Raw genomic sequence first — 13,699 nt, forward strand, 5'->3', positions numbered from 1 at the left:
CTAGGCTTTATTTCAAGTCTCTGGTTAAAATAATACTATGCATGTATTAGCCATTGATATCGGATCCTACAGTGTAAAGTATGTTTCCTCTTTCGTTGATAAAAGGAAGATCAATCACGTCGACATGAGTGAAATCATTGTTCGTGATTTTCTTGCTGATCATAGCGAATTAACAGTTGAAGAGGCCCAGGCGCAGATCGTTCAGGAAATCATTGATTCTGTTGCTCGCCCTGATACCAAGATCATTTATCCGGCCAATCACGAAATGATGACGACGCGTTTTCTTACTCTTCCCGTAAAGAGCAAGAAAAAAGCGGAACTCATGCTCCCTTTCCAGCTTGAAGAAGATATTCCCTATGCGCTTAGTGAAATTCACTACGCTTACCGGATGGAGGCCCAGAAAACTCAATTCACGGCCCTGGTAGAACTCGTTCGCGAAAATATTTTCGACCCTTACTATGAACTTCTTCGCGGTAAGAACATTCTTCCAAACGTTCTCACGACTGAATCTTCAAGCGTAGAAAACTATTTCAATCAAAACCCAATGGCCGGTCCGTTCTGTGTTCTCGATATGGGACACAAAACAACCAAGGCCTACTTTTTCTACAACTCTCGTCTTCTAGCGACTCACGTGAGCTACGTCGGTGGTATTCATGTGAACGAGATGATCGCTCAAACTTATAAGATCGATCCGGACGAGGCGATTTTCTATAAACACCAAAACGCTTTCCTTCTGACTTCTTCTCAGTACTCAGAAGTTGAGGCGACTCAAAGTGAATTCGCCCATTCGATGGAGCGCGTGTTCTCTCCTCTGGTTTCAGATTTCCTTCGTTGGAAAGTGGGCTTCAAAGTAAACTTTGGACTGGCCGTTCAGCACGTTTTCATTTGCGGTGGTACATCGAACATTAAAAACATCGCCAACTTCCTGACTGAAAAGTGGGACACGAAAGTGACTCTCCTTGAGAGCTTCGAGAAAGTTGAAGGCGAGAAAGTCGATCTTAATCCGAAGAACAAATCTAAATTTGCTCTCGTGAACATGATGGCCATCGGTTTCCGTAGAAAGAACCGATTCATCAACCTTCTTACAGGTAAATTTGCTCAGGCCTCAACTTCAGAAGTTCCGCTCTACTCTTTCTCTTTTATTGGAGTGCGAGTGGCGGCAGCGGCCCTGATTCTTGCGGTCTCTCTTTTTGCTGAACGCTTCTTCATTGAACGCGACATCAAAGCGGTGAACACTAAGATCGCCAGTGTCATGAAAAACGATGAACTTATGATTAGTGGTCGTCTTCGTCGTTCCATTCAACAAAATCCTAAACCGGTCTACGATGCCCTCGTGAAAAAACAGCGTGGTGTTCGTCAGGAAATTTCAACTCTTCAATCGGCGATTGAAATCCAGGCCCTTTCTCCTCTGGTTCAGGTGAGCCAGATCACCGCGAGTGCTCAGGGTGCGACAATGGTCGAGTTCAAATCAACTGACGTGGGAGAAATCACTGCGGTCTTCACTTCTGAGACCTTGGATGAACTTAACAATCTTAAGGCGGCCTTCGAACGTTCGACTTTGAACGATCTAACGGCACAGATTGATCAGACCAAAATGCAACTAACCGTAACAGCTTCAGGTAACTAATATGGTGGAAGACGTAAATAACTCGATTCCTTTGTTTAAAAAAATCGACCGCTCAGTTTTTGAGCGCATTGATAAATTTAAACTGACTCCTGGTTACAACAACCTTCAGGATTTTTATAACGGCCTTGAAGAAGAGCAACAGAAGCTTTTCAAAGCTGTTGTGATTCTTCTGATCTTCCTTCTTCCAACCATGATTCTGGGTCTTGTTTGGTGGCAAAACACCTCTCTTAAAGAAGATCTTGCCACTCGCCAGGCACTTATCACAAAAGCAAACGAGATCATTGGCCAAAACCAAGGTCTTCGCGAAATCTTCCCTTCTGTGCTTTCTCAAAATCCAATTGATGGCCAGGACATGATGTCTTCTCGTATGTCTAACATGCTTTCGGCCGCGGGAATTGAGCTGTCTAAAATTCAGGTGAAAAATTACAATGGCGAAATGATTTCTTCTGTCGTCATGAAATCAGAAGCGGACTTTGCTTTCTCAAACATCACAACGGATGAACTCATGAATGTCTTCGTGAATATGATTCAACGTGAGAAGTTCCGCATTCAAAGTGTCGATATTAAACGCAACAATGACACTGGTCTCCTTCAGGGCCAGTTTCACGCAATTCACTTCAGTAACGCTCAGAACACCGAAGAGGAAGAATAATGGCCGCTTCAGTAGAAATCAGCTCTCTGGATAACATCAATTATAAGAGCAAGATCAAGATCATCTTTTATATCCTGATTGTCTTTTTTCTTTTCGTCTTCGCCTTCATGAGCTACTACCCGATCGGCGATAAACTGAAAGTGTTTCTAAAAAGTAATTTGAAAGGCACTGGTTGTAACCCTGACTTCGATGAAATTCGTATGGAATGGATCATGCCTAAACTTGTGATCTCTGACCTGAAACTTCCTGCGAGCTGCCTTGGCCGCACTGGTGACACTTTAGAGTTCAGCCACGTGACTCTTAACTATCAACTCATCAATTTCGCTCCGTTTGGTCTTCCTTTCCGTTTGGACACTGAACTTTACGGACAGCCCATCACGGTTTATTTCGTTCAGGGCCTGGGCCAGCGCATGATCCGTATGAAAGATCAGACCATTGCCCTCTCTCGTCTTCAACCACTTCTAGGCGGGAACTTTAAACTTGCAGGTAACGTAACAGTGGATTTAAACCTCACTGTTGGTTCAAATAATCTGATGAAAGGTCTTTCTCTTATTGCTGAATCAAAGGACCTTCAGATTCCTTCTCAAAGTATCCAAGGCTTCACGGCCCCAAATCTTAAAATCAACACTCTGAGAGTTGAAGCGAACTCTGAGGCCCCTCCTCGTATCAACGTGGACAAACTGATTTTGGGAGACGCAGATTCTCCGCTTCGTGCTAATTTCAAGGGCCGTATTGATCTTCAAGAAGGCGCCGTTGCCTTCTCTCCTATCAATCTTGCTGGTGAAGTGGCCTTCTCTGAAACTTTCAAGCAGCAGCTTCCTCTGATTGATATGATGTTTCAATCATTCACGCAAAAAGATGGCTTTTATCAAATCCGTTTAGGTGGTACATTGGGGGCGCCAAAACCGTCAGCACCTTAAGGATTTGCCATGCTCATCGAGGCCATTCATAAAGCCTTAAATAAAACCACTTTTCACAAAGAACTTTTAGAAGTCATGGACTATGCAGTTTTCCCGGCCGGGAAACTTTTTCGTCCACGATTAGTGGAAGCACTTGCCCTGGATCTGAATCACGAATTAACTCAAGCTCATTTGCATCTGGCGAGTGCTATCGAAATGCACCACGCTTATACCCTCGTTCACGACGATCTTCCGGCCATGGATAATGATCTCATGAGACGCGGAAAACCCTCTACTCACGCTCATTTTGGTGAATGGAAAGCAATTCTCGCAGGAGACGCTCTTCTGATCGCCTCTTTCGCCGAACTAATGGAAATGGATCATCCGCGTGCCCGTGAAATCCATAAGCTCATGACTTGGGCAACCGGAGCAAAAGGTCTCATCGAAGGACAATTCAGGGATCTCGCGGCCGATGGAAAAGTGAACATTCAAAATGTGATTCGTATTCATGAGCTCAAAACGGCGCGGCTGATTCAACTCGCGACTCTCGGTTCATATCTTCTCTCAGGAAAGATCAATCTCAGAGGGAAAATTGAGTTCTTACGTTTAGGACGCGAAATCGGTGTGAGCTTCCAACTCTTAGATGATCTTTCGGATCTCACAGAAACAGAAGTTTCGGTGCACGAAAAAGCGATCAATCCATTCATCAGTAACGGTGAAAAAGCATTGAATGAACTTCGTCTCTCGCACATGCGTTTGACGGCGATTACTTTCAAGCATCGCCTTACTCACATAGAAAAGATGCTTCAGAATTATTTCAAAGCGAATCAGGACAACTTACTTCGGAATTTTTCGATTATTGAGAAGAATTCTGGAGGAGATCAGCGTGCACTTCGCGAGTGGCTTACCACTTTCGTTTAAATTTAATATCGCGAATAAGATCGAGAGATTTTAGAATCTGATTTTTGACGTCTTCAAGAGCGCCTGTATCTACTGAAGTGGCCGGAGCTCCTGTCACAACTTCCTCGGGCGCACTCTGCATTCTCACTTTCGCTTCTGGAATCGAAAGTTTTTCTTCAAACAAAAGCTTCTTGATACGAAGAATTGCTTCTACATCTTTTCGAGCATAAATCTTCTGCCCACCTTCAGAATCAATGGGAGCAATTTCAGGAAATTCGGTTTCCCAATACCTGATCACATAAGGCTTCACCCCGGTAATCGGGGTGAGCTCTTGAAATTTAAAATTGGATTTATTCGGAATCGACATGGAGAGAGGTTATCAATCAACAAGACTATTCGTCATTGTCGTCATCGTCACCATCGTCGTAGACAGTGTCATCTTCATTATTAAGGAATGAGCTAAGTGCACGAGGCTTCGCTTCTTTAATTGGAAGAGCTGTGTTCTCTTTTCCATTCTCGTCCAGACGGTGAGCATAGCGCTCAGTGATGTCCTCTTTTAGGATTTGCGAAGGTTTGAAAGTTAGTACACGACGTGCACTAATATTCATCGCAGTTCCGGTTTGAGGGTTACGACCGATACGAGTCGCCTTATCGCGAATAGAGAAATTTCCGAAACCAGAAATTTTAACTTTCTCGCCTTTTGCCAGAGTGTCTTTAATTACTTTAAAGACGAGATCTACTAATTCAGCAGCTTCTTTCTTCGAGAATCCTGCTTCTTTGTAGATACGCTCTACTATGTCTGCCTTAGTCATGCTCATTGAAAATCTCCCATGAAGTTTCAAAAGCTTATCGCCAATTTTTTAGAATTATTAATAGGTTAGCAGTAAACAGGATTAGTTCAAGAGAAAAAAAATCCGTTTTCTTCGAAATTTCGATGATTTGGGGAGTATATAAATAGATTTCTTTGAAGGTTGGGACGAAAAAAAAGCCCCTTACGGGGCTTTCTCAATAAGAATTACTTAGTTGCTTCGTAGATAGCTTTGAAAGCGTTGAAGTCATGAACTGCAAGCTCAGAAAGCATTTTACGGTTGATCGTAATATCTTTCTTCTTAAGACCAGAGATGAACTGGCTGTAAGAAGTGCCAAGCATACGAGCTCCAGCATTGATACGAACGATCCAAAGTTTACGAACATCTCTTTTAAGAAGACGACGACCGATGAAAGCGTAATGAAGAGCACGACGAACTGTCTCAGAAGCATGCTTATACTTCGTACGACGGTCGAAGTGGAAACCCTTCGCTAGTTTAAGTACTTTGTTTCTACGTTGGCGGGCTTTAAAACCGCGTTTTACACGTGCCATGATGGCTCTCCTTCTTCGTTCATAGGGGGACTAATTTGTCACTTAACCCTATTTCACTACTCTTGTTGGTTTATAAAATTCGCACCAGAGGTGCGATCAAAAATCGACTAGACTAGGTATGGAATACAAGAAGCAGCGTTGTGGTAATCAGCAGGATTTACGTATCCTGGAGTACCTTTATCTTTCTTCGCTTTCTTCGACTTATTGATTAGTAAGTGACGAAGGTGAGCCTTCTTATACTTAATTTTACCAGTTGCTGTTACTTTGAAGCGCTTAGCAGCTGCGCGCTTAGTTTTCATCTTAGACATATATGTCTCCCAAAAAAAATGCACCCTTAAAAGAGTGCATGAAGTTATCACGGGATAACTCATATTTAAAGTGTTTTCGTACTATTTTTTCTTGCCTGGGGCAACCATCGCAATTACTCGATTTCCCATCATTTTAGACGGAGCTTCGATCACAGCACCTTTTTCAAGGATTTGCTTCACGATTTCGTCAAATTTGGCCAAACCAATCTCTTTGTGGGCCATTTCACGTCCACGGAATTGCATTAAAAGCTTCACTTTATCACCATGTTCAAGGAACTTTTCGATGTGATTTAGTTTCACTTCCATATCGTGTTTTTCGATATTTGGACGGAATTTGATCTCTTTGATCTCAATCACAACTTGCTTCTTCTTAGCTTCAGCAAGTTTCTTCTGGATCTGATATTTATACTTACCGTAATCCATCATCTTTACGACTGGTGGAACAGCATTTGGAGAGATTTCGATTAGGTCCAAACCTTCAGAGTCGGCCATGATACGGGCCTGGGCCAAAGTAACAATTCCATAGGCCTTACCATCATCACCAAGTAGACGAATCTCATGCGCACGAATTCTCTCATTCACACGTGGTTCTTGAACTTTCTCGCTTATAACCCACCTCCAGAAGTGTTTAGGGTCTTGTAAATAAATGAAAAATTACAACGCTTAGAATAACCTGACAAGTTCCTATTCATGGAAGATAACTTCTGTTTCGAGTTTAAGTCCAGGAACCAGTCGTCGACGAACACAGATGCTAAAGGGTTTTGCGAACGCTCTTCCCTCTTTTTCGCCACGAAATCGCTTCGCTTCCGCGTCTTCCAAGAGTTCTGTAAGGGTCTCCCCCTGAAGCCTTTCACGCCACACTGGAGCGGCCTTCCAATCGACAAGTTCGAAGGGTCTTTCCAGGTTTTTTTTAGGTCCAATGACCGATCTCGCAATAAGTGTCCTTCCGTTTCCCTCCAGCATTTCGCTCGGGGTGCCGGAAAACAATAAATAAACAGTTTCTTCCGCCAGATCCATCCCCTCATGCGGAAGACGCGCATCTAGCTCCTGACTTTTCACAAGCCAATCCTGACCTCTGTCCTCCGAAGGAAGACAAATCCATCGCATATTAGCGAGGAGTGAATTCACGGCAGGGCCTTGTTGAATTTAAGATTAATCGCCACCTGATCATTGAGATCGCGGATAAATTTCTCAATGGATTCATCCAGTTTAACCTGATCAATCACTTTAAAAGTACGGTCTTCGTTACGATCAATCACCTTAGCGTTCTGATGATAAATCAAAGTGTCTTTAATGATCGGCACCGCGAACGACTCTGGGTACTTCACAACTCGACCGTGTTCGATCTCAAGAGCGAAAAGCTCTTTTGCGACCTGGATAAAGCGGTCCTGAGTGAAGTTCTCTTGAGAAAGATATTTCACCGCAAGACTTGAAATATAGTAGGCCTCATAAAGATATGAAAGCGCAGTTGAAAAACGACGAACTTTAGTGGCCAGCTGATAAAGCTCCTGCGAAGAGAGCTTCATGCACTCTTCCAGAGATTCAACTCTTCTTCCGAGAGCGTAGGAAATAATATTCAAAGCTTCTTTGATCATCTCTTTGGCAGTTGGAAGGTAGAACTCGTATTTTAGTTCCTTACGTTTTGCCATAAGGAAACGAGTCAGCTGCATGCCATCCTTGATGGAACCGTTGAAAACGTTAAACCAAGTGGCGTTGATGATCGCAGGCACTAAGAAGTGATGAAGGATCATGTTCTTATGGTAAAGAACTTCCACTCGTCTCTCGTCCTTAATCACGTAATAAACCTGATTCAATTTTTCACGTTTTAAAACTTCGATCTTTTTGTTCCCGATAAACATATCCAGGGCCGAGCGAAGTGAGTCACGAAATGAATCGCAATCCAGTGACGGAGTCATCGGGATTTTAAGCGCGCGACAGTAATCAATCACATCAATGGCGCGGTCTTCGATTTGTTTCCAAGTAAGAGCGCCCGATGGTTCATCGAGCATAATGAGGGCAAGAAGAGACGAAGGCGTGATCGGCATGCCACGACCTACGGCCGTAAAACATGAGAACGCAAGCTTCTGAGTCGCTTCTTTTAAGTCCCCTTCGTAACCGTCCATCACGAGTGGATCACCAAAGTGGATATGAATCGTACCAAGACGTTTATTAACTAGTTTAATGAGCTTAAAGAGCTGAGTTCCTCTTTCTGGAACTTTCTTACCACCGCCAAGTTCTCTGGCGTGGGCCTTCTCTTCCGGAATATGCTCGTGAGCAAGTGAAACCGGAATGAACATTAGGGGCTTCTCTTTCATTTGAGAATGGGCCTCAAGAAGCATTTGGAACAGACCGTACTTCGGCTTTAAAAGCTTGCCCGTACGAGTTCGTCCACCTTCAAAGAAGAACTCCACCACCTGATCGGTTTTAAGAAGATAGTAGATGTAACCTTCGAACGTTAATTTATAAAGCTGATCTGAAGTGAAAGAACGACGAATGAAAAAAGCGCCGGCCTTACCAAAGAATTGACCAAGAGGGAAAACGTTAAGATTGATCCCTGCGGCCACACGAATCGGTACTTCAAAGTTCTTAAACATACTGTAAGTCAGGGCCACATAGTCTGCGTGAGACTGGTGGTTTGGAACAAGTACAATATGATTTTTCTTTTTTAGTTCGTGAAAATCCATTCCCGGAGGAACTTCGAGATTCACTCCATCATAGAGCTTTAAGAAAGTCATATCCACTACCGCAGCAGCAGACTTCACTAGTGTCGGAGAAAACTCTCCGTGAATTTCTTTGAATAGCTTTTTGATTTTTTGAGCGTCTTCAGGTTTGGCCTTCAGACGCTCTTGAAGCTTGGGATATGTTAATACGATATCTAATGCATTTTCAGAAAACATGCCGTCCTAGAGGTTAAGTCCATGTGGTTTCGACTCCATCATACCAGAGGCAGTCATTTCCATGAAACGGGCATTTTTATTAATATCCGCTAATGTGAATGCGTTAAGGTAGGTCATACCCGAGCGCACGCCTCCGGTAAGCTCATGCACGATATTTTCCACTGAGCCTTTGCAGTTCACCCAACGTGCCTCACCTTCTGCTGCCATGCCTTGTGGAAGTTCACCACGCCATGACACCTGAGCGTCTTTTGAGGCCATACCGCGGTAACGCTTGCGCCCTCCTTCAATTTCACCTGGAGTTTCAAGACAACCAGAAAGCATTGAACCAAGCATTACTGTTTGAGCACCAGCAGCGAAAGCTTTTACGATATCACCTGAAGTTTTGATACCACCGTCAGCAATAACAGGAATGTTATGTTTACGAGCTTCAAGCACACACATAGCAACTGCTGTTAATTGAGGAACACCACAACCAGTGATGATACGAGTGGTACACATTGAACCTGGACCGATACCAACTTTAACCGCATCAGCTCCGTGCTCGATCATGCCACGTACACCTTCTGGCATCGCCGTATTTCCTGCGATCACATCGATCTTAGGATATTTCTTTTTTACGTAATCAAGAGTTTCGAACATCATCACCGAGTCACCGTGAGCGATATCAATAGTGAAGATATCAACACCAGCATCGGCCAGCATATCTGCTCTTCTCATGCCGTCTTCTTTCACACCGATTGAAGCAGCAACAAGAACTTTCGCGTCTTTTAGAAGCTTCACTTGTCTTACTTGCTCCTCGGGAGACATAAAACGGTGAAGAATACCAAGTCCACCAAGCTCTGCCATTTTAAGCGCCATCTGGTACTCAGTCACAGTATCCATATTGGCAGAAATGATAGGAGTTTTCAGGGTGAAGTTCTTAGTGACCTTCGTTTCAAGATTTGGAGCACGACGAGAGTTCATCTCTGAATGCTTAGGCATAAGAAGAACGTCATCGAAAGTTAGACCACGCGATCTTTCCAAAATATCATTTGCTGAGAATATCAATCCCATGAAAATTTCCTTGGTAAATGTTTGGTGTACGGCTAATCATGCCAAAGGGAGAAAGATACTGTCTACTAGAAGTAAAACACCGAATCTTCCCTCACGACTTTTCGCTCACTTGCCGGCAAATCCCGGCGGTTTGGGTATATTAAGATTTTGTTACGACTCTCAATCACCTGATCTAGCTCTGGATCTGGATAGGATTCATACTGCCCCTTCATAGGAACAAAACTGCAGGCCAATGTGTCGATGGACTCAAAATGATCTTCTTTTTTCTCGAGGAGGAGAAGCTGATCCGAATAGCGAAAACCTTTTAAAACGAAGAGAAGTTTTCCTCCCACTTTGATTTGCTCATGAAAGGCCCGCGGTAAATCTGAAGCACCTGCGGTGAAAATGCCGCGATCATAGGGGGCCTCTGGTTCATATCCTTCTGCTCCGTCCGCCAGAAGAATTTCCAGATTGGGGAGATTCATTTTTTTTATATTCGCTTGAGTCGCTCGAGCGAGATCAGGAATAATTTCGAGACTCACGACCTTTCCGGTTGGACCCACGAGATGACTCATAAGGGCCGCGTTCCAGCCACTTCCCGCTCCTAATTCAATTACTTTTTGTCCGGGGTGAAGATCCAACATATCGAGCATTAGCAACACAAAAGATGGTTGAGAAATGGTCGAGACAAATTTGTCGTCCTGATAAATTCCGAGAGGATAATCCGCGTACATTTCTTCTATGCTGTAGTTCTCTTGAATGAACAAATGCCGAGGGGATTTGCGATAGGCCTCTGCAATTTCAGGCGAGAGATGATAGCGAGAGACTGAATATGAAAGGAGTTTTTCTAAGTATGGTTCGTAATTCATGAACTCAATTTGAGCTCATCAGGGAAAGGCAGTCATGGTGCAATTTCCAATGCTGCACTGATTCGTCCGGCGTTGGACGAATCAGTGCGCAATGAATAATTACTCGTGTTTAGCGTGGAAGTTCTCGATAGCTCCGGCCATCAAGAAAGAGTGAGCACGGATTTTTCTAAGGGCAACTACCATATCTGAATAAGTCAGTGCTGTTACCGGTAAATAACTTCCCTTTGAAATACGATCTAAGTGCTTTTCGCGCATACTATCGGCCCAAAGTTGAAGCTCATGAGACTTTGCCTCAATTCGGCTCATATCAAGATTTTCACCGTTCTCAAATCCTTCTCCTACTAGTTCAAAGAAGTTCCAAACTTCATCCAGGAATTGGAAGAACTCAGTACGCGATTCACCAGAAAGTTTTTCCTGAGATTTAAAACGCTCGCGGTAGTTAGCCAGACGCTCAATATAGTCGGCCACACTCTCAAGCTCGTCAGTGATTTTAATCATCGCCTGAATCTGCTCAGACTGGTGGTGAGACATTGGTTTTTCCATTACGTAACAAAGGAAAACCGTGATCTCTTTATGAATGTTATCAGTGATACGTTCGTAATCAATGATCTTCGCCAACATCTTCGTATCGTACTCGTCCTTCATCCAGAACTCACGGTTAAGCTTGTACATACGTTCGATGATGTCTTTCATCTTTTTAAGTTCAGATTCTGCTTGGGCCATTGAAGCGGCCGGAAGCATATTCGAGGGGTCACCAAGAACCAGAAGGTGTGGCACTTCTTTCTCGTGCTTCTCTGGGAACATACGAGTCACCAGATCAGTTAGCATGTTCACGAATGGAAGAAGAATCAGGGCCGAACCTAAGTTAAACAATGTGTGCGCCAGAGCAATATGTTGAGCAACGTGAGGGAATGTTCCATTGTCAGACATATCTTTTGGATCCATCGGGATCATAAAATCCACGGCCGCAAAGAAGTACGGAAGAATTAAAAGAACCACTGATACGCCGAAGATTTTAATAAAAGCGTGGGTCCAGGCCGCGCGACGGGCGTTAATATTTGCCCCCATACCCGCAAGAACCGCTGTGATTGTTGTACCGATGTTCTCCCCTAGCATCATCGAGATCGCCGTGTGGTACGGGATCACACCTGAGGTAGCGAGGGCCATGGTAATACCAAGCATCGCGGTTGAACTTTGTACAATCATCGTCAGAAGACAGCCCATGAGAACTGAGGCCACGTAAGCGCCGTAGTTTTCACCGGCAAAGTACGCGATTGAATCCATGAAGGCGATGTTTTCACGAAGGTGAAGGAACGCCGATGACATGAAATCCAGACCAAGGAAAAGAAGACCAACACCCAGAAGTGATTTACCAAGGTGCTGCCATTTTTCACTCTTAGAGAATAGTCCTGGAATAAAACCCAGACCCACTAATAGTAGAGCGTAATGACCGATTTTTAGAGAAATGATCCAACCAGTAATGGTTGTTCCAACGTTCGCTCCCAGGATCACACCGATCGCCTGATTCAGGCTCATAAGACCGGCGTTTACGAAACCAACCGCCATAACGGTTGTCACAGAAGACGACTGGATAATACAAGTAACAATCAGACCTACACCGGCCGCCATCACTCGGTTTTGAGTGAGGGAGTTGATCATCTTTCTAATGACGTCTCCGGCCACGGCCTGAAGACCATCGGACATGAATTTCATTCCGAATAGAAAAATCCCTAAACCACCAAGTAGGGTGTAAATAATGGTGAACGCGTCCATCAACTCTCCTTAAAGTTCTCTAATCAACCCAAACCGCAAACAGGATCGGAATAATGATATAGAGAATAGTATCGCGAACTAAATAGAATAAGAAAAAGTAAATAAAGGCCTTCGGGCCTTTTAAGAACAATTTTTCCAATCCTAGGTATTGGGCCTTTTTGGACATAGCGACCATGAACTTGGTCTTGCCATAGTGTTTAATGAAGAAGGAAATGGCCCCATCTACCTTCCTATCAAAGGCAAGAAATTGTGTTTTAAACCATGTTGTCATAGCTGAATTTCCAAAGGTGGTTACATTAACAAACATCAGATAAAGTGATTGTGAAGAATGTGTCAAGAAAACCGCCCCCCTAAACAAGTTTTGGCGAGGCGTAAAAATTCACAATTAATGCCAGTTTATGACATTTCCGTGACAATTTTTTGATTAGAAAACTTTACTCTTCATTTATGTTAAATAGCTTAAAACTGTGGAACTTTAGCTCAGGGACTCTTCAAGACGAAGAGCTGATGAGCAACGCTTTCGTGCTTCGTACATGTCAGCGCACACTCGTTTTAGCTTATGACCTCTACCCTTTTCACCACCAAACACTTCCAGAACACGCACTTGTTGAAGGCCAGGACGCTTACTTGTTCCTGCTGGAAACAATTTGTGGACTAAAAAGTAAACTCATTGGTGAAAACGAAATCGTGGGTCAGTTCAAAGAAGCGTACAAAATCTACGCCTCTTCGACTCTGAAAGACACAAAACTTCTTCTGATCCTGGAAAAGCTTTTTAAAGACGCCAAAGAAATCCGAACGAGCTACTTGATCGGTATTTCTCAGAAAACATATGCTTCTCTTACTCGCAGACATCTGGTGTCTCGCGCGAAAGCTAAGCACGTTGTGGTGATTGGCTCTGGTGCCATGGCAGAAGATTTAATTAATCAATTTAAGAAAAAGGCGCAAATCACTATTTGTGCCCGCAATACTGAACGAGTAGCAGAACTCGCAAAAGTTCATGGTCTGAATGTTATTCCTTGGGAAAACCGTGATATCCTGGTTACTGAGCCATTTATCGCCAATACCGTTGGAGCTAACTCGGTTCTTTTCGATGAACACTTCTTCCATACTTGGGCAAAGCTTGAAAATCGTCTTTTCGTAGACCTTGGCTCCCCTTCAACCATCAAGACAGAACTTACTTTCGAAGAGGGAGTTGTGCGTCTAGATGATATCTTCTCTGAAGGTGCAGTTATCGAAAGCCAAAAACAAGCTCAGATCGCTCTCGCTAAAGCCGCGATGCTTTCATTAACGATGAAGCGTCAGTCACTTTTCCAAGAAAAATTCGGCGCTACAAATGCCCTTATCACTCCTCAAATCAATGCGGACGTGAGATACCTCTAGTA

At 43.7% G+C, this 13,699-nt stretch carries 16 protein-coding genes; 5 read left to right on the top strand and 11 right to left on the bottom strand.

All coding sequences use genetic code 11. The features are described from left to right. Positions 1–37: 37 nt before the first annotated feature. Genes pilM through ACJVC5_RS18510 form a run of 4 tightly spaced genes read left to right on the top strand, consistent with a single transcriptional unit; the run spans position 38 to position 4,099 of the window. Positions 38–1,627 (top strand): pilus assembly protein PilM, encoded by a 1,590-nt coding sequence (gene pilM, locus ACJVC5_RS18495; RefSeq protein ID WP_408097029.1) that lies wholly within the window; start codon positions 38–40, stop codon positions 1,625–1,627. 1 nt (position 1,628) lies between these two features. Next, positions 1,629–2,279: a hypothetical protein gene (locus tag ACJVC5_RS18500; protein WP_408097030.1), complete on the top strand. Its 651-nt coding sequence runs from the start codon at positions 1,629–1,631 to the stop codon at positions 2,277–2,279. Continuing rightward, positions 2,279–3,199, top strand: a complete 921-nt coding sequence (locus ACJVC5_RS18505) for a hypothetical protein (protein ID WP_408097031.1) — start codon at positions 2,279–2,281, stop codon at positions 3,197–3,199. Before ACJVC5_RS18500 ends, ACJVC5_RS18505 begins: the two co-directional genes overlap by 1 nt. 9 nt (positions 3,200–3,208) lie before the next feature. Beyond that, positions 3,209–4,099, top strand: coding sequence for a polyprenyl synthetase family protein (locus tag ACJVC5_RS18510; RefSeq protein ID WP_408097032.1), 891 nt, complete (start codon positions 3,209–3,211; stop codon positions 4,097–4,099). On the opposite strand, the gene ACJVC5_RS18515 is transcribed toward ACJVC5_RS18510, so the two are convergent. From ACJVC5_RS18515 to ACJVC5_RS18565, 11 genes are all read right to left on the bottom strand, one after another. Then, on the bottom strand, positions 4,083–4,445 hold the full coding sequence (locus ACJVC5_RS18515; protein ID WP_408097033.1) for a MerR family transcriptional regulator: 363 nt from the start codon (positions 4,443–4,445) through the stop codon (positions 4,083–4,085). The two genes, ACJVC5_RS18510 and ACJVC5_RS18515, sit on opposite strands and share 17 nt — an antisense overlap. Before the next feature lie 25 nt (positions 4,446–4,470). After that, complete coding sequence (locus tag ACJVC5_RS18520) at positions 4,471–4,890, bottom strand: integration host factor subunit alpha (protein WP_408099257.1); 420 nt, start codon at positions 4,888–4,890, stop codon at positions 4,471–4,473. A 203-nt stretch (positions 4,891–5,093) separates the two neighbouring features. Then, complete coding sequence (gene rplT, locus ACJVC5_RS18525; RefSeq protein WP_408097034.1) at positions 5,094–5,438, bottom strand: 50S ribosomal protein L20; 345 nt, start codon at positions 5,436–5,438, stop codon at positions 5,094–5,096. A gap of 107 nt (positions 5,439–5,545) precedes the next feature. Continuing rightward, positions 5,546–5,746, bottom strand: a complete 201-nt coding sequence (gene rpmI / locus ACJVC5_RS18530; protein WP_408097035.1) for a 50S ribosomal protein L35 — start codon at positions 5,744–5,746, stop codon at positions 5,546–5,548. 81 nt (positions 5,747–5,827) lie between these two features. Continuing rightward, on the bottom strand, positions 5,828–6,328 hold the full coding sequence (gene infC, locus ACJVC5_RS18535) for a translation initiation factor IF-3 (protein WP_408097036.1): 501 nt from the start codon (positions 6,326–6,328) through the stop codon (positions 5,828–5,830). A 102-nt stretch (positions 6,329–6,430) separates the two neighbouring features. Beyond that, positions 6,431–6,853, bottom strand: a complete 423-nt coding sequence (locus tag ACJVC5_RS18540; protein ID WP_408097037.1) for a hypothetical protein — start codon at positions 6,851–6,853, stop codon at positions 6,431–6,433. 17 nt (positions 6,854–6,870) lie between these two features. Next, complete coding sequence (locus ACJVC5_RS18545; protein WP_408097038.1) at positions 6,871–8,643, bottom strand: 1-acyl-sn-glycerol-3-phosphate acyltransferase; 1,773 nt, start codon at positions 8,641–8,643, stop codon at positions 6,871–6,873. A 6-nt stretch (positions 8,644–8,649) separates the two neighbouring features. Then, positions 8,650–9,696 carry a guanosine monophosphate reductase gene (locus ACJVC5_RS18550; RefSeq protein WP_408097039.1) on the bottom strand — a complete coding sequence of 349 codons (1,047 nt, stop codon included), beginning with the start codon at positions 9,694–9,696 and terminating at the stop codon, positions 8,650–8,652. Between the two features lie 65 nt (positions 9,697–9,761). Beyond that, positions 9,762–10,544, bottom strand: coding sequence for a protein-L-isoaspartate O-methyltransferase family protein (locus ACJVC5_RS18555; RefSeq protein WP_408097040.1), 783 nt, complete (start codon positions 10,542–10,544; stop codon positions 9,762–9,764). A gap of 99 nt (positions 10,545–10,643) precedes the next feature. Beyond that, positions 10,644–12,317, bottom strand: a complete 1,674-nt coding sequence (locus tag ACJVC5_RS18560) for a Na/Pi cotransporter family protein (RefSeq protein WP_408097041.1) — start codon at positions 12,315–12,317, stop codon at positions 10,644–10,646. 19 nt (positions 12,318–12,336) lie between these two features. After that, positions 12,337–12,588 carry a hypothetical protein gene (locus ACJVC5_RS18565; protein ID WP_408097042.1) on the bottom strand — a complete coding sequence of 84 codons (252 nt, stop codon included), beginning with the start codon at positions 12,586–12,588 and terminating at the stop codon, positions 12,337–12,339. 176 nt (positions 12,589–12,764) lie between these two features. On the opposite strand from ACJVC5_RS18565, the gene ACJVC5_RS18570 reads away from it, so the two are divergent. After that, on the top strand, positions 12,765–13,697 hold the full coding sequence (locus ACJVC5_RS18570; protein WP_408097043.1) for an NAD(P)-binding domain-containing protein: 933 nt from the start codon (positions 12,765–12,767) through the stop codon (positions 13,695–13,697). Positions 13,698–13,699 lie beyond the last annotated feature (2 nt).

The sequence above is a fragment of the Peredibacter sp. HCB2-198 genome (assembly GCF_045999315.1).
Taxonomy (GTDB): domain Bacteria; phylum Bdellovibrionota; class Bacteriovoracia; order Bacteriovoracales; family Bacteriovoracaceae; genus Peredibacter.